The sequence below is a fragment of the Jeotgalibaca sp. A127 genome, assembly GCF_052266745.1.
GTDB lineage: Bacteria > Bacillota > Bacilli > Lactobacillales > Aerococcaceae > Jeotgalibaca.
Genome location: NZ_JBQPRC010000001.1, coordinates 111,769 through 133,743, shown reverse-complemented (window position 1 = coordinate 133,743; position 21,975 = coordinate 111,769). Strand labels below are relative to the sequence as shown.

Here is a 21,975-nt window from a genome sequence, read left to right as displayed (position 1 = left end):
GATAGTTAAATGAAAAAAAGGGTGGTTTCTGTGGTTGTAGATAAGGATAAATATTTAAAGTTATTATCGAAGCAGTATCCGACTATTGCAGATACAGTGACGGAAATCATCAATCTCGAAGCAATCATGAACTTGCCGAAAGCTACTGAGCATTTCATAAGTGATTTGCATGGGGAATATGATGCCGTACAACATGTGTTGAGAAATGGTTCCGGGAACGTGAAGGAAAAAATCAGGGAAATATTTCAGGGTCGTCTTAGCACGCGAGAAATGAATCAATTGGCTACCATCGTTTATTATCCTGATGAGAAAGTGGATTTGATTGTTTCTGAACTAAGTACGCGCGAGGAAATCGAAGAATTTTATACGTTAACAGTGACACGCATCACTGAATTATGTGCTTTTGTTGTATCAAAGTATACACGCTCCAAGGTTAGAAAAGCACTTCCAGAAGACTATGCTTATATTATTGAGGAACTGCTGTTCAAAGATACCATCATGTCCAATAAAGAGCATTATTATGACAAAATCATTAATACCGTCATTTCCCTAAATCGTGGTAAACAGTTGATTGCGGCTTTTGCCCATGTTATCCAACGTTTGGTCGTCGATCATATTCATGTGGTGGGAGATATTTATGACCGGGGACCTTATCCTGATAAAATCATCGATACATTAATGGATGGCCATGAACTTGATATTCAGTGGGGAAACCATGACGTATTATGGATGGGAGCAGCCAGTGGTTCCGCTGCCTGCATGGCAAACGTGATTCGTATTTGTGCCCGTTATGATAATCTGGAAATTATTGAAGATGCTTATGGTATCTCACTACGCCCATTGATGATTTTCTCGGAAATGTGTTACCCTGAAGATCGCTATGAACCGTTTTTACCAAAAATAAATCCGGATTCTGAAGATAAAATATACCCGGAAGAAATTCGCCAAATCGCAAAAATGAATCAAGCTATTTCCATCATCCAATTCAAGCTGGAAGGAAATATCATTAAACGCCATCCTGAATTTGAAATGGAAAATAGCTTATTCCTAGACAAGATTGATTTTGAGGCCGGTACCGTTAGTATTGATGGGAAAATATACCCGCTTCGCTGCAATTATTTCCCGACTATCGATCCAAACGATCCCTATGCTCTGACAGAGGATGAAAAAATGGTAGTGAAGCGTCTTATGGAAGGTTTCTTGAACAGTGAACGTCTCCAAAAACATATTCAGTTCCTGTATAGCAAAGGTTCACTATATCTTCGCTACAACGATAATTTGCTGTTCCATGGTTGTGTGCCGTTGAATGATGACATGACTTTCATGTCAATGACAATCAATAACAAATCCTACAAGGGTAAAGCGTTACTTGATAAATATGAAGATATTTTAAGAAAAGGTTACCTGAACCGTGAGTCTGGCTCGGATAATCAACGTTATTCCGATTATATGTGGTATCAATGGGAAGGAAAGGCTTCTTCGCTATTCGGCAAGGACAAAATGACGACATTCGAGCGATTATATATTGAGGATAAAGCCACCCATGTCGAACGTAAAAATGCCTATTATAAACAACGCGATAATGTTGAAATGTGCAACATGATTTTGACCGAGTTTGGATTGGATCCAAGTAAAGGGCACATCATCAATGGGCATACACCAGTGAAAGAAAATCGTGGGGAGAACCCTTTGAAGGCAGGCGGAAAATTAATTGTCATTGATGGTGGTTTCTCTAAAGCCTATCAATCAACAACAGGTTTAGCTGGTTATACACTGCTGTATAATTCCTTCGGTATGCAGTTGGTATCTCACCAACCCTTTACGTCTGTTCAGGATGCGATGGTAAATGAAATTGATATTGTGTCGACCAGACGTATCGTTGACAAGGAATTACAGAGAAAAACCGTACGCGAAACGGATGTAGGCGTACGCTTGATGCAACAAGTAAATGACTTACAAGCCTTGCTTGCAGCCTACTATGATGGTAGATTAGTAGAGAAAGTTAGTAAATAAATGAGCTAGAGGTGGATTATGTCTAAAGGAGTTACATTTTATTTCATGCGTCACGGTGAAACATATTTGAATAAATATAATCGGATGCAGGGTTGGTCCGACACACCACTTACCAATCGAGGAAAAAGAGACGTGGCACGCAGTGGCGCTGGTTTATCAAACATTAAGTTCGATGCCGTGTACTGCAGTGATTTGAGAAGAACATTTGAAACCGCACAAATCATCCTAAATGAAAATGAACATAAAGATACACCAGCTGTAAAAGCCATGCCTGAATTTAGGGAAATTTTCTTTGGATCTTTTGAAGGTTTGGACGCCAAGGAAACATGGGGCAACTTATGGAAATTCCTTGGATACGAGGATGGGATGGATTACCAGGATAATAAATCAGTGGTTGAAGAACTGAATGGTATGCGCGCAATGGATCCTTATCACGAAGCTGAAGATTATTTAACCTTTTGGATGCGTGTAGAAAAAGGGTTAATTAAATTAATCAGTGAACACCGTGAAACGGGCCGAAACATACTTGTTGTATGTCATGGTATGACAATCCGCAATATGATTCACGCCTTGATTCCAGACTTCCAAATTGATCGCCACTTGGATAATGCCAGCATTTCCGTGGTTAGTTACTATGATGGTTTTTACCATTTAGAGAAATTCAACAGTATTGAACATTTTGCTCCTGAAAATGTTCATCCAGATGAAAAAGAGCCTGAAGTTCATAAAGTTATCCCAACAGATATTGATGAAGACGATGAGCTTCCACTGGAAAAGCCTAAAACTTGAAAATAACCAAAAAAGGTGTATAATAAAGGGTACTCAGTAAGAGTACCCTTTATTTTTATAGAGGGGATGTTACGGATTCGACAGGCATAGGTCGAGCTTTTGACGCGCTTCGTAGGTTACGACTACGTTAAAACGTTCCAGTTAAATATAACTGACAAAACAAATAATAACACTTTAGCTTTCGCTGCTTAATAACAGCTAGCTAAGATCCTCTTGGCATCGTCCATGTGCTCAAGTAAGGGTCCCATAACTAGTGGACTACGCCGTGACTTTCCACCTGGAGGAATCGGAAGAGATTAATCAGGTTAGCTTCCTGTAATGCCTGCTGAACGGCTAGCCGGAAGCGAAATCCAAATAGTTCGGATATGAGCGTAGACTTGGAAGTGCCGATATGTTTGGACGCGGGTTCGACTCCCGCCATCTCCATATGAGGCTGAAATTTAGCCCCTGTGTAGTAAAAAAGCTATTCCCACCATAATGGGGGATAGCTTTTTTTTTATTTTGTCATTTAATTAAACCATTTGGCCCTTACATTTAGATTAAAATGGTCTAATAATGGTTAATTAAACCATTTGAGGCAAAAAATTAAGGCGAAATGGTTTTATTCTGAATAATTAAACCATTTGACATAAAATTTAAGGCCCAAATGGTTTAATCATTTCATCTCACTCAGAAAAATAGTGAAATCAAAATCTAGAGAATAGCTTCAGCAATCAATTTGTCAAATGTACGCACGTCGACGCCTTTTTTCAAATTGATTTTGAAGTTTCCCGCACGTGTCCATAATTCGACTTCAGCGTTGAAATCAAATAATGTTCCTGCATTTTCAGTGGACCACATATTAATTGAAGAATAAGGGATAGAGTACATTTCTACTTTTTTACCGGTGATACCTTGGGAGTCTCGGATGATAATACGTTTATTGGTAAAGACTGCATTGTCCCGAATTGTTTGGTAGGCAGCAATTGCTTGTTCGCCCTCGATTAAAATATTATTCACATCTTTAGGAATGCTGCATTCTGAAATAAAAGTCCACTCCAATATTGTTCCTGTTGCCATTTTAAAACCTCCATTAAAAGTTCGAATTTAGATACCATCATTATTGTAACAAATTTGGAAAATGAAAGGTGGGAGATTTCCCCGTGAACAATCCAATTACTACCAAATTAGAATGATTATAATGTATAATGAAAGAAGTGAATACAATGAAAAGAGTGATGAGATGGGTACAATTCTAGAAGTTCGAAATGTTTCGTATGTTGTTGAGGAGAAAGATATTCTTAAAAATGTTACCTTTTCAGTTCAGGAAGGGGATTTTCTAACAATCAAAGGTTCTTCAGGTAGTGGGAAAAGTACGTTATTATTAATATTAGGGTCATTATTGAGTCCGACTTCAGGAGAAATTTATTATAAGGGAAAATCTTTGTCAGAGTATAACTTGCCGGATTATCGAAAAGAAGTGTCCTATACATTCCAAAACGCTTCATTATTCGGTGGAACAGTAGAAGAGAACCTTACATTTCCTTATGAAATTAGGGAGCAGCCATTTGATCGTGAACGGGCGATTGATTTATTAAAAAAGGTACAGTTATCCGAATCTTACCTGAATCAAAAAATCACCTCCTTGTCCGGGGGTGAAAAGCAGCGGATTGCTTTGATACGAAATGTTTTATTTACACCAAAAATACTTTTATTGGATGAAGTAACCAGTGCTTTGGATGCGGAAAATCGCAAGGTGATTGGGGAGGCGATTGCGCGTCTGAACCGCGAAGATGGTGTGACTGTATTGTGGGTGACTCACAATGCTGAAGAAATCAAAAATGCTAAACATACGCTGGAAATGAGAGCAGGGCAACTGGAGGGTATTGTAAAATGAAAGAACTATCAATTTCAAATATGTCTTTAGTATTATCAGGTTTTTTAATCGTTATTGCACTTATCATCGATCGTAAAGAGAAACTCGAACTAGGTAAGGATATTATCATCGCGGCTGTTCGAGCAGTTATTCAATTATTCGTTATCGGCTATGTTCTTGGCTATGTATTTGATTTGAATAATTTATTTGTCACCTCGGTAATGGCGGGATTCATTATCCTCAATGCAGCCTACCACGCCTCCAAACGGGCAAATAATATTGTAAATGCCTTTCCAATTTCCTTAGCTGCCATAAGTGTTGGGACAATCGTTTCACTTCTTGTTTTACTTTTTTCGGGGACGTTGAAATGGACGCCATCACAAGTTGTTCCCATAACCGGGATGTTGGCGAGTAGTGCCATGACAGCCATTGGAATTGGATACCGCACCATGCATTCAAAATATACCGATCAACGCCAACAAGTTCTCGAACGTTTGGCATTGGGTGCTACGGCTCCACAAGCCTCAAAAGCAATTGTCAGAGAAAGTATCAAGGCAGCCCTAGCGCCAACCGTGGACAGCACCAAAACAGTCGGCTTGGTTAGTTTACCGGGTATGATGTCCGGGCTGATGTTCGCAGGTATTGATCCAACCGAAGCCATCCGTTATCAAATTGTCGTCATGTTCATGATTGTTGCGACAACGGCATTCTCAACCATGATAGCGAGCTACTTAGCTTATCGCAGCTACTTCAATGAGCAGACCCAACTGGTTATTAAATAATAATAAAATTCAGGGCACTTCCCGTTTAAGCGGAAAGTGTCTCTTTTATTGAAAAAATAAATATCTCGACATATCCACCAAAAAATCTCCAACCGCAACCGGAATCTTTTTGGATTTTATCGTGTTTGAAGTATACTTAAACTAACATGGAAACATATAGGAGTGAGAGTATGTTTACAAAGCAAAGGTTAGACGGCGCCTATGAAGGGGCTGTAGTAAAAGAGTTTGATGAAACAACGAAATATGTGTTTATCAGCGACCACCATCGTGGGGATGGCAGTTTGTCGGATGAGTTTGCACGTAACCGGAATATCTTTCAATATGCGCTTGATTATTATTATCAAAACGATTATACGTATGTTGAAGCTGGTGATGGCGATGAACTTTGGGAGTACCAAGATTTTAAGCATATAAAAAATGCCCATCCGGGGGTATTCGAGACGATAAAGAAGTTTTATGATGACGATCGATTCATTATGATGTGGGGCAATCATAATATCTATCTTAAAGATCCGGCATACGTCGAAGAACACTATTTTACAAACTACGACGAATACCATGAGACTTTTTTCGATTTTTTGCCTGATTTAAAACCGATTGAAGCTTTGGTATTAAAGAATGAACGCACGGGTCAGGAAATATTGACTGTCCACGGCCATCAAGGTGATGCACCGAATGACCAGTTTTGGCGACTTACCATGCTTTCCTTAAAATATTTTTGGCGCTTTTTGCATGCTTTTGGAATTCGAAATCCCTCCAGCCCTGTCAAAAATATTAGTAGGCGACACAAAATCGAGAAAAATTATTCCAAATGGATTGCTGAAAATAAAATGATTCTTATCTGTGGGCATACGCACCGCTTCAAGTTCCCTAAAAAGAATGCTTTACCCTATTTTAATACGGGATGCTGTGTTTACCCAACGATTATCACTGCTTTGGAGTTAATTGGAGAAGAAATCATACTTGTTCGTTGGCATGTGCAGAGTGATAAAGATGGGAACTTAAGAATTGTCCGCCAAATCATGCGTGGCCCTGTAAATGTGGCTGAATTTGATTTAAGAGAAACAAAAGAGGCAACTTAATGTATAATATAAATAAACCAATATTGAAAGTAGGTCATAAAGTATGAAGACAGTAAAAAAATGGTCCATGCTACTAGCAGCATCATTCGTGTTGGCTGCGTGTGGTGGTAGTTTAGATCAAGGTTCAGATACAGAATCTCAAGTTGAATCCCAGTCAGAGGTAATCAACAGTGAATCTTCTGAAATTATAGAATCAAGCGAAGTAATTTCCAGTGAAGAAACATCAAGTGTAGAGTCGACACCAGAAGAAACAAGCGAAAGCGAATCGGAAACACAATTAAACGAAGACGAAGCAGCCATGATTGATCGTGCCGTGACGACTATTTCTGATTTAACGGGTTATGCTGAAGAGGACGGCTATCTGTTTATGATTCATCCGATTGAAGGAAATATTGTAACAATTGAGGTTCGTGAAAATCAAGAAGAAACAGCCAGTTTAATGGGTATGTATAAATACAATGATGATACAAAAGCTGTACAGCAAATGGATATCGTTACAGGAGAATATGTCGATTATCCAGCGGAATAAGGAGTGTTAGTTTGAATCTAGGTTTAATCTTGCAAATTTTCTTGATAAGTTTTGTTTATGTCACTTTGAGTACCATCCGCTTGATGCTTACGATGAAAGGGTACCGGGTATTGGCACCTTTACTCAGCATGATTGAGATTGTCATTTATGTGACGGGATTGAGTATCGTGATGAGTAGTTTGGACAATCCTCTTAATTTAGCTTCTTATGCTATTGGCTACGGGGTAGGTATTGCCCTTGGAATCAAAATAGAGGATTGGCTGGCTTTAGGTTATACGATGGTGACGGTTATGACGGCCGACGAAAACAACCGCATGGCCGAGAAATTATGGGAAGAGGGCTATGGCGTTACCATTACGCAGGCACGAGGACGTCACGGAAGTCGTATGGTCCTTAATGTTCTTGCCACTCGTAAAAAAGAGCGTCATCTGGTTAGCCAGATTTTGGAAATTGACGAAAAAGCATTTGTATTTTCTTCAGACCCCAAATATGTGCGGGGCGGATTTTGGTCCAAACGCGTCAGAAAATAACAAAAAGGAAGCCTTGGGAAGTCATCCGGGGCTTCCTTTTTTTCGCATAATGAAAACGCTAAAGATATATTAGTGTATTTTTGTCGATAAAAAGATTAGGAAAAGGTTAGAAAAGGGTTGACTTATCCTAATCGAGAGTCTAGAATAACAACATAATCAAAATCAAGTACGACAAAGGAGGTAATGAAAATGAAGAAAACTTCGACTCAGGCAATGATACCATCACTTCAAGATCTAACTGCATTTTCAACACCTTCTTTCGTCATTATTTTAGTCGAGCCCTAGGATTCTAATTTGCCAACCAGCAAAATTAAGAGTCCTATTTACTGTTGTTTAGGGCTCTTTTACGGATGAGCCCTTCTCAATTGAGAGGCTCATCTTTTTTTATCCTGTTTTTTCTAGCGCTAGAGCAGGATAAAGATGCTAAATTTACGAGATGCGATTAAAAATAGTTATCATGGGAGAAATTATTATGAGTAAAACAACAGAGTATATCAAGACACATTCATTGAAAGTATCATCGGGGATTGCAAATGCTGTCTTTCTGACTATTGGGGTTGGTTTCCTCTTAGAAACAATTGGTAATATGGCCAATATTCCTTTATTGGTAACGATTGGTGGCGTTGCAAAAGTACTTTTGGCTCCGGCGCTAGGTGCAGGTATCGCAGTCATGGAGGGTGGAAATACATTAACGATTTTTAGTGCCATGGCAGTAGCTGCTATCGGTGGTGGTGCGATTCAAATGGGATCGGAAGGCATGATGACGATTATTGGGGGAGAACCTATCGGAGCTTTGTTAGCCGGTACAATCGCAACCTGGATTGGTAAGAAAGTAACAGGGAAAACACCTCTTGACATGATGGCAATTCCAGTTGTAACTTTAACAGTTGGTGGTGTTGCAGCCATTTTCTTGGCACAGTTCATGGGACCTTTGGTGTTGACAATAAGTACAGCTATTTCGGGTGCTGTTGCCAGTAATCCTCTTGTTGGATCAGTCGTTCTTTCCGTTGTATGGGGACTGTTATTAATGTCACCAGCTTCCTCAGCAGCTTTGTCCGTTGCATTGGCACTTGATCCGGTATCAAATGGTGCTATGTTAATTGGAACCACGGCACAATATTTCGCTTACTCTGTTGTTTCGGCTAAAGAAAATGACTTAGGTGGCTATTTGGCTCAAGGGATCTGTACGCCGAAAGTTCAACTTCCAAATATCATTAAGAATCCAGCAATTTTGATTGGTCCAACATTATCATCAGCAATCGTAGGTCCTTTAGCGACAATTGGATTTGGGTTTACAACAATCCCTGCGATGGGCGGTATGGGATTCTGTTCCTTGGTTGCGCCGCTGTTTATCATTAATAATAATGGTTGGTATGCATTAGGAGTATACTTGCTATGTGGTGCAGTTCTACCGATTCTAATCACTATGGCAGTTAATAAAGTTCTATATGCCAAAAAGAAAATTGCAGTTGGAGATATGGCACTTTCAGTTAATTAATAGGGGGATATTAAAATGGTTGAAAAAACATTACAAAATCTTGATTGGGCAAATTTAGGATTTTCATATATGGATACAGATTATCGTTTCATCAGTTACTGGAAAGACGGAAAATGGGATGAGGGTACGTTGGATACCGGCAATACTGTTACGATTAACCAAGGCTCACCAGCTCTACATTATGGTCAACAAGTATTTGAAGGCATGAAAGCCTATCGTACAAAAGATGGAAGCATTCAATTGTTCCGTCCTGATGAAAATGGCAAGCGCATGACAAAAAGTTGCGAACGTTTGATGATGCCGGAATACCCAGTTGACAAGTTTGTAGAAGCTGTAAAAGCAGTCGTTAAAGCCAATGAATCATGGGTACCACCTTACGAATCTGGCTCTACTCTTTATATTCGTCCCTACATGATTGGTGTTGGCGAAAATATCGGAGTAAAACCTGCTTCAGAATATATTTTCTCGATTTTCGTGATGCCGGTTGGTCCCTATTTCAAAGGTGGTCTGACTCCAACAAACTTCATTGTTTCCGACTATGACCGCGCTGCTCCGCATGGAACTGGTGCAGCTAAAGTAGGTGGTAATTATGCGTCCAGTTTATTACCGGGGCATTTAGCTCATGAGCGTCAGTTCAGTGACTGTATCTATCTCGATCCAGCCACACATACAAAAATTGAAGAGGTAGGCTCAGCTAACTTCTTTGCTATCACCCATGATGATGAATTTGTGACACCGTACTCACCATCTATTTTGCCAAGTATCACGAAATATTCTTTACTTCACTTGGCTGAGCACAATCTCGGTCTGAAAGTATCCGAACGAGATGTTTATTTGAATGGTTTGGATGAATTCAAAGAAGCGGGCGCTTGTGGAACTGCTGCAGTTATTTCTCCAATTGGTGGCATTCAGAACGGCGACGATTTCCATGTGTTCTATTCAGAAACAGAAGTTGGCCCAGTAACACGTCAATTGTATAATACGCTGACTGCCATTCAATTCGGGGATCTTGAAGGTCCTGAAGGCTGGATTGTAAAAGTTACCGAATAATCGTTTTGCTTTTTTCCAGCTTCTTACTTTGATATGATTAGCGTAGAAAAGTAAGAAGAGGTGGTATCTATGAAAAATTATACTTTTTCGGAGACCATCAAGATTGCGCAGAAACATTTTAAAAGGGCTGAAGTTGGAAGACAATCAGCGGAGCTAGCCTACTATACCTTACTGGCTTTGTTTCCTGTTCTCTTAGCACTGGCAAATGTAATTCCTTTGTTGCCGTTGCCGACAGAACAGATTTTGGAATATGTTCAAATGGCTGTACCGGATGAAGTGGGTACAGTGATTCTGCCAATCTTGGAAGGGTATCTAAGTGGGGGAAGTGGGGGAGCTATTTCGTTAGGGGTCATCATTTCATTGTGGCCAGCATCTAAAGCTTTTTCCGTCTTTCAAAGGGTTTTAAATCAAGTGTATGATACTGAGCCACGAAAAAACTTCATTATCACGCGGATTTTTTCATTCTTGACGGCAGTTCTTATGGTATCGTTAATGGCGGTTGTCGCATTTATCTTTGTATTCGGGCGTGAAATTCTGGAACTTGTCCAATCGTTGCTTCCCGTTGACATACTGGGAGTCATCACAGCATTTGAACAAGTACGTTGGATTATTGCGTTTGCTACATTAATAATGATCTTGGCTTTTGTGTATTACTTTATACCAAATGTCAAATGGGGCATAAAGTATGCTTTACCAGGCGCCGTTTTTGCGACAGTGGGCTTCTTGTTGATTTCCCAGCTATTCTCCCTATACATCAGTATAGCAGGTGGCGCATCAATCGGAACCGGTACAATTGGAGTATTCATTGTTCTCATGATTTGGCTATTCTTACTCGGTAATGTCTTTATTATCGGTGGCGCCGTCAATGTTATCTACTATGATTATACGCATCAAGATGAGCTAGTAGTTGATGAGGATTTTCCATACGTATCCCATATTTTTTCTGAACGTGGCAAGCAATTGATGCTCAAGAAGCAACCTCTTCGAAGAACGTTGACGAAAGAAAATAATAAAATTAAAATGAACTATTTACCGGGCCAAACGGATCCTAACGATTGGATTGGTGAATAAAGAACAAAAGGGCAGCTTCGTTTTCGAGGTTGCCTTTTTGTTCGGACCGAACTAACCAAATCTTAAATGACTTGCCCTTTTTTTATGGCTCTTTTTTCTATATAATGTATACTTGAACATGTCTCTGTTATAAGAAAGGAAAGAAGCATGAGAAATCAATCAAAACAACCTGCCTCAGACGTATCCAAAATTGATTATGGAATTATATTATCCGTCTTTTTATTGGCAATTATTAGTATTGTAACAATTTATTCAACAACTTATATGATGAGTAGCATGCCATCATTACGACCCACCATCATGCAAGTCCTCTGGTATATTATTGGTGGCATCGCAGTCATCGTGCTTATGCAGTTTGATTCTGAACAACTTTGGAAACTTGCTCCGATAGCTTATGGATTAGGGATTTTATTATTAGTCCTTGTCCTGATTTTTTATGACCGTACCAGTTATCAGCTTCAAGGTGCTAAAAGTTGGTTTGTCGTTGGGCCGGTTTCATTTCAGCCTTCCGAAGTTGTAAAAATTTCGCTTATCATGATGCTTGGCAGAGTGATAACGAAACACAATATGGAAACTTCCGAACGAACGGTTAACACTGACTGGAAGCTGCTGCTTCAAATCGCTTTATGGTCCTTGCCTTTGCTCGTTTTGATTATGGCCCAAAATGACTTGGGTACCGTGCTCGTCTATATGGCTATTATCATCGGAATGACGTTGTTGTCTGGTGTGAGTTGGAAAATCCTGTTACCAGTCTTTGGGGCTATCGGTTTAATCGGTGGTATATTGATTTATTTAGTTGTTTATAACCGGGACATCCTTCTGAACCTGGGATTTATGCCTTATCAATTTGCCCGTATTGATTCCTGGCTGAATCCATTCGAAGATAGCCGGGGAGATGCTTTCCAACTTGCACAAAGTATGAAAGCCATCGGTTCTGGCCGTTTGTTCGGGAAAGGTTTGGGAGCATCCGAAGTGTATGTGCCTGTACGAGAATCGGACATGATATTCTCAACGATTGGTGAAAACTTTGGATTTGTGGGAGGATGTTTCCTGATTTTTGTTTACTTCCTGCTGATTTATCAAATGGTACGCATTTGCTTCGACACTAAAAACGAATTTTATGCATACATGAGTACAGGAGTTATCATGATGATTCTCTTCCACGTACTTGAGAACGTAGGCATGACAATCGGCTTACTACCGATCACCGGTATCCCACTTCCTTTTATTTCGCAAGGTGGTTCTGCACTATTGGGAAATATGATGGCAATCGGACTGGTTATGTCCATGCGTTATCATTACAAGAGTTATATGTTCTCTGATGAAGAAGAGCATTATGGGATACGCTAAAATAACTTGAAAGCCCTAAAGCAAAGAAACATTGCTCTAGGGCTTTTTTATTAGTCCAACATATATAGAAAATAGGCACAAGTCAGTACAAATTTACCTTTATTTGTGAGGTAATTGTATCCCGTAATTTTGTCTATGCGGTCTAGACGATAACGCAATGTTGTAGTATGGATAAATAGGTTATCAGCGATTTCTTTTAACGAGTCAGTCTGAATACATTCTGCCAATGTCCCGATTAAATCCAATTGGTGGGTCTGATCATATTCTATCAGTGGTTGAATGACTTGTTCTCGTAAATTATTTATTTGCGGCGAATTATGTAGATTACGAAGCATATCTACTTCCCAGATTTCATTGTAGAAAATTGTTTCACTGTATTGTTTAACCTTTTGACTAATGAATGTTGTCCTTTTAGCTTGGCGGTGGGCTGATGAAATTTTAGAATAATCAGTGAAAATATTACTAATCCCAATCTTATAGGGATAATCTTCGCTGTCGAATAATTCTTTTAGACGACTAATGAACTTTTCGAAATCCGAATTGTTAGTTTGTAAGTTATTTTTCATTCCATAGATTATACAAAAACCATTTGAGTGCAGAGAAATAAAATGGTTTGGTGCTTCTTCATAGAAAATCGAAGTATAAGTATTCTTTAATACTTCAAAAGAAGAATATGAAGAAATATCTATTGAAACATAAATAAGATGATAAGCAGAATAATTACCGAAACCACCAAGGTGAAGTAAATTCAAGGCGCGTTGATTTGAAAAGTTAGTATTATCCAATAAATCGTTGTAAATGCGACTATTATTGTTAATCTTTTCTTCTTGAGATAGTCGATGTTCAGTTAACTTAATCGTCAAATAACTGGCCATTTGTGTAAAGGCAATCTTTATTAATGAAGTGATACAAACATCTTTTGTATCTACAATTATTTTACCGAAAGTATGATTTGCACCACCTATTGGATAAACAAGTAAAACACGATCCTCTTTTTGGACCTCATAATAGTCGTCATAGGATTCACTAGATGCTTGAGTAGAAGTATCAATACGTTCGATTTTTTTAGTCATTTCACTTATTTCAATTTTCGTATTACTTTTTGAATCATAAACAATCGAGCCTTCTAATTTAACATAGAAGTGAATTTCATCCGATATTTGGAGTGACTCGATAAATTTTTCGGTAGTATGATTACTTATTAAGGACCGATAGAGATTTTTATACATCTGATTCATTGACACAATTGTATCTAACTGCGAGTTTATTATTTTTTTGGAAACTTCATTAATAATTTCACGAAAGGGAATTGTAGAATCGCAAATTATAACAGGAATCCCAAATTCATTACCGATATCAAAAAATTCATCCGGTAGCTTTTCAACAAATCGATTTAATTTGACCACAATAGCTGAAATTCCTTTTTCCGCCAATGCTCGAAAAATGGCTACTGTTCCCTCACCGCCTTTTTCACAGAACGAAAAAGTGGTAAGAATCAACAAATCTTTTCCCAAATCGAATTTCACAAAATCTACGACTTCCATGACAGATACTGATTGGATTAGATTGTTAATTCCAGATTTGCCGGCTACAACTTTGAACCCGTTTTTGAAAAATGTTTGTTCTAAAGTTTCTTTAATTGTCACTGGGACAAGGTTCATAGTCTCACTTCCTATAAAAGTAGTAAAATAATTGAATATTTTCATTTTTTTTTAGTATTTCGTTGTAAGCTAATATTCATTATACTGAAAGCGTAAACAAAATACAATTTGCAAAATAGAAACGAGGGAATAGATTTGGAAAATAATAAGATCGGAATCACATCATTAGGTGCATACCTTCCTTATTACTATTTTGATCGCTCAAACCTAGGAGCAGCATGGGGAATTCGTGGTAAAGGAATGAAAAGTTTTGGAAATTCCGATGAAGATTCTGTCACTATGGCAGTTGAAGCAGCCATGGACTGTTTTAGATATATTGATCGTAAAGATATAGATGGGTTACACTTTTCCTCAACGACAGTTCCTTATGCAGAAAAATCGCATGCTACTTTAATAGGAACAGTTTTAGATTTAAAGAAAAATATCATAACTTCTGATTTCACTTCCTCCATGAGATCAGCAACAAGTGCGTTACGAGCTGCCTACTCAGAAGTTAAATCAGGTGGATCAGATAACGTATTGGTCGTTGCATCTGATACAAGAAATGGCTATCCGAAATCAGGTCAAGAACAATATTTTGGTGATGGATCCGCGGCAGTCGTTGTTGGTAAAGGAAATGTAATCGCTACCATCGATGCATTCTCAAGTGTACAAACTGAAATTGTAGATATGTGGCGAAACACAGAAGATGTCTACGTTCGCAATGCAGAAGGACGTTTTGCTTATGAAGAGGGTTACTTGGAATCGGTTAAAGAAGTTTATGGAAATGTTTTAAGCGAAACAGGTCTGACAATTGATGACTTTAACGGAGTAGTACTGGTCTCTGTGGACGAAAAGAGTCATTTAAAAGCAGCTAGAAAATTGAAAATCCCTACCGAAAAAATCGTAAATGCTAACTTTAGCCACACTGGCGTGCTCGGTGTTTCGCAACCTCTATTCGGGTTGGTTGAGGCAATTGAGAAAGCCGAAACGAATGATCGAATTTTATTAATCAATTATGGGAATGGCGCAGACGCTGTAGTTCTTACAGTCACCGAACAGAAAAACAAAGTGATCAAAGAAAATTCAGTTGAAAAATATTTAAATAATCGATCAGAATTTAAAGAATATGGTCGTTTCTTATCTTTTAGAGGCATAATTGAAGCGAATCCTGGGGAAGATTATAAAATTCCAGCATCGACATCACAATCATGGCGCGAACAAGAAACCTATTTAAAGCTCTATGCAAGTAAATGTGATGATTGTGGACAACATATATTCCCTCAAAATCGAATTTGTCCGAATTGTAAATCACTGGATCATTATACGAAAGTAAATAAATCGGAAGAAATATCTCAGCTCTTTACTTATTCTATTGATAACCTTGCTGGTCGGAGTGACGACCCTGTGATTGTGCAATCCATAACAGAAGATAAAGATGGAACAAGATATTATCTGAATATGACGGATTTTGATAAGGATAATGTAAGTGTAGGCATGGATTTAGAGTTCACATTCAGGAAAATACATGATCTTGCGGATTTTCCGAATTACTATTGGAAAGTTAGACCGATAAGAAGGAAGGTGAATAACTTTGGAAATTAAAGATAAAATTGTCATATTAGGAATGGGTTGTTCAAAGTTTGGTGAGCGTTGGGATGCATCAATATCAGATTTGATCATCGAATCAACAACCGAAGCTCTTGATGACGCTAAAGTAGACGTTTCCCAAATCGAAGCTATTTATTATGGAAATGGATTTGAGAATAATATTGCAGCGACTGCGGTTGCAGATACATTAAAAGTTGAAGGCATTCCTATTGTTCGAAACGAAAACTACTGTACATCTGGTCACATTGCTTTAATTGAAGCTATTCAGGATGTTGCAAGTGGACGACACAAGATTGTTATGGCCTTGGGAGCTGAAAAGCTTAAAGATACAGGTTATCCGGGTTTAGGCGTGGGTCGTGGACAAAGTCCAGTTTTAGAAGCAAGGCGAACTGCTCCAGGTTCCTTTGCTCTAATTGGAACACGTTATTTCCACGAATTCGGTCTTTCACACCAAGAAGGGCGCGAAACAATCGGGAAAATTGCAGTTAAAAACCATAAAAATGGTACGTTATCCAAAAAAGCACATTTCCAAAAAGAAGTGACATTGGAACAAGTTCTTAACGCTCCGATTATTGCAGATCCACTTGGATTATATGACTGTGCTGGTAATAGTGACGGTTCTGCTTGCGCAATTATTACGACAGAAGAAATCGCAAAAACAATCAAAGATAAGTTTGCTTATGTAAAAGGTTATGGTGTAGCAATGGATGCTGTTTCACCACTATATCGTCCGAATTTCTCATGGACCAGCTTCAATGCACTTCGCTCTTCTTCGCAACAAGCGTATGATATGGCAGGCATCAAGAACCCGCGTAACGAGATTGACTTGGCAGAAGTACATGATTGCTTCACGATTACAGAGATGTTGATATATGAAGATTTTGGATTCTCGGATCGCGGAAGGGCTAAAGTCGACATAGATAACGGATTCTTCGAAATTGATGGTGGTTTACCAGTGAACGTTGATGGTGGTTTGAAATCATTTGGACATCCAGTCGGTGCGAGTGGTATCCGTATGACATATGAAATCTACAAGCAAGTTCTGCATGAAGTGGATAATCCAAAGCGTCAGGTTAAAAACGCGAATATCGGTTTGAGTCACACGTTTGGTGGACCACCACAAATCAGTGCAGCATTGATACTAGGTAATGAGAAAGGATAGGTAGACAAATGGAATTTCAAAAAGGTTCAGCTTTAGCAGGCTTGAAAGTATTGGACCTTGGTCGCGTGATTGCTGCTCCTTTCGCAGCAGCAATCTTGGCTGACCTAGGCGCAGATGTCATAAAGGTTGAAATGCCTGGTGCAGGTGATAATGCACGGGATAACCTTCCAATGAAAGATGGTGAATCCACGTATTACATGAATTTTAACCGAAGTAAACGTGGTATCACGCTAGATATGAAAAAAGGAAAAGACATTTTCCTAAAAATGGTCAAAGAAGCAGACGTGGTTTTAGAAAACTTCCGACCAGGCGTTATGGATAAACTGGGATATAGCTATGAAGAACTGAAGCAAGTTAACCCTAGAATTATCATGGCTTCTGTTTCCGGTTTCGGTCAAAACGGGCCGTATAAAAACCGTGCAGGCTACGATCCATTGGCACAAGCTATGAGTGGGATTATGAGTGTTACTGGATACCCAGACCAGCCTCCCGTTCGTGCAGGTGCATCAATTGCAGATATCATGGCTGGCCAAAATGCAGTCATCGGAATTTTGGCAGCGCTTCAACATCGCGATCGAACAGGCGAAGGCCAGTGGGTAGATGTTGCCTTGATTGATTCCGCAATCGTGAGTTTGGCTTCTGTTTCCCAAGTATACTTGACCGACCATTCACAAGTGCCTAACCGTAGAGGGAACGGATATGTAGCAGGCGCACCAGGAGGAGCATACAAATGTAAAGATGGCTATGTTGTGACTCTAGCATTAGGCGAGCGTGCTTGGCTAAAAATTACTGAGGTAATGGGTAGAGAAGATTTACGTGAGATGGGCCAATTTAAAACAAATAATGATCGTGTAAATAATTATCAAGAACTTGATAGCTTAGTTGATGCTTGGGCAGCAACATTAACAGTGGATGAAGCAGTTGAAACACTACTGGCTTCAGGATTACCAGCTGGACCAATCTTGAATATGGAGCAAGTTTACAATGATTCTCATGTCCGAGATGCCCGGGAGATGTTTACTAAAATTGACCACCCAGTTGTGGGCGAAGTTGAAATTACAAATCAAGGTATCAAGATGTCTGCAACATCACCTTATGTCAGAAGTTCTTCCCCGACGTTGGGACAACATAATACGGAAGTACTTAAGGAATTCGGATTCTCAAAGGAGGAGATTGAAAGGTTTACACAAGAAGGGATTATTTAACAGGGAAGATAAACAAAAAAGCACTGAGGAGGAAAAAGCACATGCTAACATTAGAAAAAATGCAACAATTGCAAGAACTAATCAACGGTGAGGAAGCCGACAAATTTTTGAATTTTTATTATGGGAAGTTTTTCAGTGGCGATATTTCCTTAACTGAAGATGACAAAACCTACACTTTATCATTCCATAAGGGGAAATTAATTGACATAGAAGAAGGCATGCCAAATACAGGTTTGGATATTGGGGTAACAGGAACAAAAAAAGAATGGGACAAATTTGCAACTCATAAGAGTCTGAGTGTTGCCACGAACAAAGGGAATGCGGACAATTTAACTACACTAGGGGGGGCAATTCGCTTCCGTCAAAACTTCAATGTTGTTGCACAATTGATCCGTGTTTGGGCAGGAATTCGCTAATAGGAAAAGGGAGGAATTTTAAAATGGCAGTTACAGGTTACTATATCAAGGTTAATGGTGTAAAAATTTATTGCGAAACCAACAATGGACCCGGCGAGGATACGATCATCTGTTTACATACAGCAGGACGGGACAATCGCCAATATCATGACATCATGGATAATCTATCAGATAAATATAACATGATCTCTTTTGATATGCCGGCACACGGAAAGAGTTGGCCACTACCAGGTAACGAAGTTGTGAATACTTTCCAAGACTATGGAAAATGGATCTGGGATGTCGTTACGGAATTAGGAGTAGAAAATCCTATTATTATTGGTTGCTCGATGGGTGGAAATATCGTCTATCATATGGCAATTGAATACCCTGTCAAGGCGATTGTATCCATGCAGGGTGCAGCACATACAGATACCATCAACGAGAAGATTTTGGAATTATTGAATCACCCATACGTGAATCCGCAACATTCTCACTTGGAATTCAGCGAATGTTTAATTGGAAGCGCTACAACGCAAGAACGCCGTGATTTTATCATGTGGGGTGTCATGACGGAAATTGGTAAAACCAAACAAGGCGACTTAACTCAATATGGTAGTTTCGACGTGCGTGACCGCATGAGTGAAATCAAATGTCCTGTTATGGTTATCCAAGGTTTAGATGACGCCATTGCGACAGGCGAAATGGCAGAGAAAACGGTTGCCATGTTGACTAACGCTGAAAGAGTTGAATACAAACCAATCGAAGATTACGGACACTTCATTATTGTTGAGAATCCTGAACTTGTTTCAGAGTATCTGGACGAATTTGTTTCAAGCCTATAAATAGATGATTGAAGGTGATGCGGTGTATTTTTAGAATAAATTACCGCATCACATAATCAGAATAGAAAAGAGGGTTAATATGAAAATCAAAGAACGTACCTCCGACTTCTTAGTATTTTTAATTCCTGTCATGTTTATCGTCGCCATAACGTTAGCGCTTTCTGGTAGAGGGTTGTGGGGAATTTATCCGGCGATAGCCGTTACCGGCATACAGCTATTTATGGGATTGATTGAGGGAGATAAAATTCCAAAGAAAAGTTTTTGGATTTTAGTGATTGGATTCTTGATTATCCATGGTGGTGGAATGACCGGTATGATTTATTACTATTATCAGTTTGGTAACACAGCTCCAGATTTTCTTATCATGGGCATGCACCCATCTTGGTTTTATTTTGTCGTCGTTTATTGGTTGGGGTCGTTGCTCTATCAAGCTGGATTTTTGATTCTTATGAAAGATCAATGGCTCTCACAAGAGAAATGGGACAATTTTCTGGAAGAAATCAAGGCCGAGGATAATAATCCTCCCTTATTACCTGATACGCTTGATGTAGATGGTAATAAAGTAGAAGCAAGGGGAGAGGTGTAGACAATGCGTAATGTGATTATATTAGGCACGATTGGCTTATTGTTGGTTGTCTCTTATTTCATCGGTACTCATTTCAGTAAAGGATCCAAGGGTTCTGCCTCCTCCTTTATCGGTAGTTCAAAAAGTTTCGGTTCAATTGTCATTGCCTTGTCAACAGCAGCAGCTATTGCTTCAGGTTGGATGTTGGTAGGTCTTCCTGGGGTTGTATACACAAGCGGAAATGCCATGACAATGAATGCTCTTATGGCTGTTGGGTTTACATTGGGATATATTTTTATAGGGAAAAAAGTGCGAGGCTTGGCTGAAGTTAAAGATATTTCTTCAATCGGGGATTTAGTGGATGCACGCTATAATAATAGTCGTCTCGTTAAATTCTGTACAGCAACTGTGTTATTTATTGGGACATTCTCCTACTTAGCAGCACAAATCGGTGCTGGCGCGAGTTTGTTGACATATCTATTTGGATGGGATACCTTCATATCCGCTGTTCTGATTTTTACAGTTGTAATCGTTTATGTAACATTGGGCGGTGAATCAGCAGGGATCATGTCTCAAGCTTTTCAAGGTTTGATCATGTTCATCGCAGGAATCATTCTTTTGGGTATATTCTTCTTTTCGGGTGGGTTCGGAGCCATGACTGAAGGAGTACTCAACAACGCAGTTGTGACAGGTTCTAATGGTGTCACGTCGACATTTGAAGCGATTCACCTGACTGCGTTTGGTAATGCTACAGAAGCACAATCAATGAACTTCTACATCTTGGGAATCATCGGTGCAGTTTGCCAACCTGCTACAATTTCTCGGATGTATGCAATTAAAAATCCTCGTGACTTGCCAAATTTGGGCATGCAAACAGGGATTATTCAAGGAGTTGTTTCATTCTTCGGATTTTCAATCGGTTATTTGGCGGTACTGCTTGTGACAAATGGACTCATGGATCCAATTGCAGATCCATCGACAGTATCCTGGGCGGTTGGAGAATATCTTGGTTTCGGTATGCAACTACTCCTTTACACAGCGATTATGGCTGCGATTGTTTCTTCATCCAGTACATATATGACGCTGGGAGCTTCAGCTTTTGCCGTTGATATCTTGAGTGCAGTGGGTGTTAAGCAAGATGACAGAACGAAAATCCGCACCTATCAAATTATGATTGTTGTTGTTGGTGTAGTGGCAATTCTTCTTGCTTCATTCTCTGGCGAGACAGTTTCGTTACTTGGTGCACTTGGATGGGCAACCTTTATGACGATCTTCATTCCAGTTGTAGTAATCGGCATGTTCTGGAAAAAAGCCAATGCAAAAGGTATGGGAGCAGCAGCAGTTGTAGCATTACTTGGTAATATTACAGGATTACTACTCGTCAATTTCACCACGATTCAATGGCCTCAGGGCTTGCCTTGGTATATGTATCTGATTGTCTTGACTACAGCTACTGGAGTAGTAGTATCCTACTTAACATTTGATGCAGTCGAAGATTTACCAGAACCAAATGCAGTCCGTGCTTTGAGTTTATAAAAAATATATAGGGGGAAATATAAATGGCAGAGAAGAAAAAATATTCAATGTTGGTGTGGAGCAATCCTACGGAAGGTCAAGAAGAAGAATACTTGGATTGGTACGCAGGTCAGCATATTCATGACTTGTTACGCATTCCTGGATATGTTGGTTGTAAGTACTACAAACTATCAGATATCCAATTGTCCAAGGATACTGAACACCAATATAAGTATTTGATTATATGGGATTTTGAGACAGATGATTTTGAAGCGGTCAAGGAGGATATTTCAGCTCGTATGAAGGATGGCCGTACGGTCTTCATCCCAGCTTTTGATACCGCTTACTGGGACGCGACGGTTGAACCGATTACAAAATATGTCACTTCTGAAGAGATAAAAGGTTTGACGCCAGATGAAGTGCGTGAAGTATCGGAATTAAAAAATCCATATAAACAGTAATCTGAGGGAGGAAAAGGCGGTTCGAAG

At 39.3% G+C, this 21,975-nt stretch carries 21 protein-coding genes and 1 other RNA gene; 20 read left to right on the top strand and 2 right to left on the bottom strand.

The window, feature by feature from the left end:
• Positions 1–30: 30 nt before the first annotated feature.
• The 3 genes from ACTVAI_RS00690 to ssrA all read left to right on the top strand — a co-directional run bounded on the left by ACTVAI_RS00690 (position 31) and on the right by ssrA (position 3,231).
• Positions 31–2,013: a fructose-1,6-bisphosphatase gene (locus ACTVAI_RS00690; protein ID WP_443474009.1), complete on the top strand. Its 1,983-nt coding sequence runs from the start codon at positions 31–33 to the stop codon at positions 2,011–2,013.
• 18 nt (positions 2,014–2,031) lie between these two features.
• Positions 2,032–2,802 carry a histidine phosphatase family protein gene (locus ACTVAI_RS00685; RefSeq protein ID WP_443474010.1) on the top strand — a complete coding sequence of 257 codons (771 nt, stop codon included), beginning with the start codon at positions 2,032–2,034 and terminating at the stop codon, positions 2,800–2,802.
• A 62-nt stretch (positions 2,803–2,864) separates the two neighbouring features.
• Positions 2,865–3,231: a transfer-messenger RNA gene (gene ssrA / locus ACTVAI_RS00680) on the top strand.
• Between the two features lie 264 nt (positions 3,232–3,495).
• On the opposite strand, the gene ACTVAI_RS00675 is transcribed toward ssrA, so the two are convergent.
• Complete coding sequence (locus ACTVAI_RS00675; RefSeq protein ID WP_443474011.1) at positions 3,496–3,861, bottom strand: PH domain-containing protein; 366 nt, start codon at positions 3,859–3,861, stop codon at positions 3,496–3,498.
• Between the two features lie 121 nt (positions 3,862–3,982).
• On the opposite strand from ACTVAI_RS00675, the gene ACTVAI_RS00670 reads away from it, so the two are divergent.
• From ACTVAI_RS00670 to ACTVAI_RS00630, 9 genes are all read left to right on the top strand, one after another.
• The gene (locus tag ACTVAI_RS00670) at positions 3,983–4,678 is read left to right on the top strand and encodes an ABC transporter ATP-binding protein (protein ID WP_443474012.1); all 696 of its coding nucleotides are present in this window, start codon (positions 3,983–3,985) and stop codon (positions 4,676–4,678) included.
• A complete protein-coding gene (locus ACTVAI_RS00665; RefSeq protein ID WP_443474013.1) occupies positions 4,675–5,439 on the top strand; it encodes an ABC transporter permease in 765 nt (254 codons plus the stop codon). The genes ACTVAI_RS00670 and ACTVAI_RS00665 overlap by 4 nt, the downstream gene beginning before the upstream one ends.
• A 170-nt stretch (positions 5,440–5,609) precedes the next feature.
• Complete coding sequence (locus ACTVAI_RS00660) at positions 5,610–6,521, top strand: metallophosphoesterase (RefSeq protein ID WP_443474014.1); 912 nt, start codon at positions 5,610–5,612, stop codon at positions 6,519–6,521.
• Positions 6,522–6,564: 43 nt separating this feature from the next.
• Positions 6,565–7,050, top strand: coding sequence for a hypothetical protein (locus ACTVAI_RS00655; protein ID WP_443474015.1), 486 nt, complete (start codon positions 6,565–6,567; stop codon positions 7,048–7,050).
• 11 nt (positions 7,051–7,061) lie between these two features.
• Positions 7,062–7,580, top strand: a complete 519-nt coding sequence (locus tag ACTVAI_RS00650) for a DUF2179 domain-containing protein (protein ID WP_443474016.1) — start codon at positions 7,062–7,064, stop codon at positions 7,578–7,580.
• 472 nt (positions 7,581–8,052) lie between these two features.
• Entirely contained in the window at positions 8,053–9,078 is a 1,026-nt protein-coding gene (locus tag ACTVAI_RS00645) for a PTS transporter subunit IIC (protein ID WP_443485671.1), read from the top strand.
• Positions 9,079–9,093: 15 nt separating this feature from the next.
• Positions 9,094–10,128: a branched-chain amino acid aminotransferase gene (locus ACTVAI_RS00640; protein WP_443485670.1), complete on the top strand. Its 1,035-nt coding sequence runs from the start codon at positions 9,094–9,096 to the stop codon at positions 10,126–10,128.
• A 69-nt stretch (positions 10,129–10,197) separates the two neighbouring features.
• Positions 10,198–11,199, top strand: a complete 1,002-nt coding sequence (locus ACTVAI_RS00635) for a YihY/virulence factor BrkB family protein (RefSeq protein WP_443474019.1) — start codon at positions 10,198–10,200, stop codon at positions 11,197–11,199.
• Between the two features lie 147 nt (positions 11,200–11,346).
• Positions 11,347–12,549 carry an FtsW/RodA/SpoVE family cell cycle protein gene (locus ACTVAI_RS00630; RefSeq protein ID WP_443474020.1) on the top strand — a complete coding sequence of 401 codons (1,203 nt, stop codon included), beginning with the start codon at positions 11,347–11,349 and terminating at the stop codon, positions 12,547–12,549.
• A gap of 50 nt (positions 12,550–12,599) precedes the next feature.
• Here ACTVAI_RS00630 and ACTVAI_RS00625 read toward each other — a convergent pair whose 3' ends face one another.
• Positions 12,600–14,210, bottom strand: coding sequence for a PucR family transcriptional regulator (locus tag ACTVAI_RS00625; protein WP_443474021.1), 1,611 nt, complete (start codon positions 14,208–14,210; stop codon positions 12,600–12,602).
• A 135-nt stretch (positions 14,211–14,345) separates the two neighbouring features.
• On the opposite strand from ACTVAI_RS00625, the gene ACTVAI_RS00620 reads away from it, so the two are divergent.
• The 8 genes from ACTVAI_RS00620 to ACTVAI_RS00585 all read left to right on the top strand — a co-directional run bounded on the left by ACTVAI_RS00620 (position 14,346) and on the right by ACTVAI_RS00585 (position 21,948).
• Entirely contained in the window at positions 14,346–15,794 is a 1,449-nt protein-coding gene (locus tag ACTVAI_RS00620) for a zinc ribbon domain-containing protein (protein WP_443474022.1), read from the top strand.
• Positions 15,784–16,962 carry an acetyl-CoA acetyltransferase gene (locus tag ACTVAI_RS00615; RefSeq protein ID WP_443474023.1) on the top strand — a complete coding sequence of 393 codons (1,179 nt, stop codon included), beginning with the start codon at positions 15,784–15,786 and terminating at the stop codon, positions 16,960–16,962. Before ACTVAI_RS00620 ends, ACTVAI_RS00615 begins: the two co-directional genes overlap by 11 nt.
• Before the next feature lie 8 nt (positions 16,963–16,970).
• The gene (locus tag ACTVAI_RS00610; protein WP_443474024.1) at positions 16,971–18,167 is read left to right on the top strand and encodes a CaiB/BaiF CoA transferase family protein; all 1,197 of its coding nucleotides are present in this window, start codon (positions 16,971–16,973) and stop codon (positions 18,165–18,167) included.
• A 41-nt stretch (positions 18,168–18,208) separates the two neighbouring features.
• Entirely contained in the window at positions 18,209–18,583 is a 375-nt protein-coding gene (locus tag ACTVAI_RS00605; RefSeq protein WP_443474025.1) for a hypothetical protein, read from the top strand.
• Between the two features lie 23 nt (positions 18,584–18,606).
• The gene (locus ACTVAI_RS00600) at positions 18,607–19,407 is read left to right on the top strand and encodes an alpha/beta fold hydrolase (protein WP_443474026.1); all 801 of its coding nucleotides are present in this window, start codon (positions 18,607–18,609) and stop codon (positions 19,405–19,407) included.
• Positions 19,408–19,486: 79 nt separating this feature from the next.
• Positions 19,487–19,993 carry a hypothetical protein gene (locus tag ACTVAI_RS00595; RefSeq protein WP_443474027.1) on the top strand — a complete coding sequence of 169 codons (507 nt, stop codon included), beginning with the start codon at positions 19,487–19,489 and terminating at the stop codon, positions 19,991–19,993.
• Between the two features lie 3 nt (positions 19,994–19,996).
• Positions 19,997–21,508, top strand: coding sequence for a sodium:solute symporter family transporter (locus ACTVAI_RS00590; RefSeq protein ID WP_443474028.1), 1,512 nt, complete (start codon positions 19,997–19,999; stop codon positions 21,506–21,508).
• Positions 21,509–21,531: 23 nt separating this feature from the next.
• The gene (locus ACTVAI_RS00585) at positions 21,532–21,948 is read left to right on the top strand and encodes a hypothetical protein (RefSeq protein ID WP_443474029.1); all 417 of its coding nucleotides are present in this window, start codon (positions 21,532–21,534) and stop codon (positions 21,946–21,948) included.
• Positions 21,949–21,975 lie beyond the last annotated feature (27 nt).

Coding starts and splice junctions, on each gene's coding strand:
- ACTVAI_RS00685 (WP_443474010.1), top strand. CDS start 2,032: ATGTCTAAAGGAGTTACATTTTATTTCATGCGTCACGGTGAAACATAT.
- ACTVAI_RS00675 (WP_443474011.1), bottom strand. CDS start 3,861: ATGGCAACAGGAACAATATTGGAGTGGACTTTTATTTCAGAATGCAGC.
- ACTVAI_RS00670 (WP_443474012.1), top strand. CDS start 3,983: ATGTATAATGAAAGAAGTGAATACAATGAAAAGAGTGATGAGATGGGT.
- ACTVAI_RS00665 (WP_443474013.1), top strand. CDS start 4,675: ATGAAAGAACTATCAATTTCAAATATGTCTTTAGTATTATCAGGTTTT.
- ACTVAI_RS00660 (WP_443474014.1), top strand. CDS start 5,610: ATGTTTACAAAGCAAAGGTTAGACGGCGCCTATGAAGGGGCTGTAGTA.
- ACTVAI_RS00655 (WP_443474015.1), top strand. CDS start 6,565: ATGAAGACAGTAAAAAAATGGTCCATGCTACTAGCAGCATCATTCGTG.
- ACTVAI_RS00645 (WP_443485671.1), top strand. CDS start 8,053: ATGAGTAAAACAACAGAGTATATCAAGACACATTCATTGAAAGTATCA.
- ACTVAI_RS00640 (WP_443485670.1), top strand. CDS start 9,094: ATGGTTGAAAAAACATTACAAAATCTTGATTGGGCAAATTTAGGATTT.
- ACTVAI_RS00635 (WP_443474019.1), top strand. CDS start 10,198: ATGAAAAATTATACTTTTTCGGAGACCATCAAGATTGCGCAGAAACAT.
- ACTVAI_RS00630 (WP_443474020.1), top strand. CDS start 11,347: ATGAGAAATCAATCAAAACAACCTGCCTCAGACGTATCCAAAATTGAT.
- ACTVAI_RS00625 (WP_443474021.1), bottom strand. CDS start 14,210: ATGAACCTTGTCCCAGTGACAATTAAAGAAACTTTAGAACAAACATTT.
- ACTVAI_RS00610 (WP_443474024.1), top strand. CDS start 16,971: ATGGAATTTCAAAAAGGTTCAGCTTTAGCAGGCTTGAAAGTATTGGAC.
- ACTVAI_RS00605 (WP_443474025.1), top strand. CDS start 18,209: ATGCTAACATTAGAAAAAATGCAACAATTGCAAGAACTAATCAACGGT.
- ACTVAI_RS00600 (WP_443474026.1), top strand. CDS start 18,607: ATGGCAGTTACAGGTTACTATATCAAGGTTAATGGTGTAAAAATTTAT.
- ACTVAI_RS00595 (WP_443474027.1), top strand. CDS start 19,487: ATGAAAATCAAAGAACGTACCTCCGACTTCTTAGTATTTTTAATTCCT.
- ACTVAI_RS00590 (WP_443474028.1), top strand. CDS start 19,997: ATGCGTAATGTGATTATATTAGGCACGATTGGCTTATTGTTGGTTGTC.
- ACTVAI_RS00585 (WP_443474029.1), top strand. CDS start 21,532: ATGGCAGAGAAGAAAAAATATTCAATGTTGGTGTGGAGCAATCCTACG.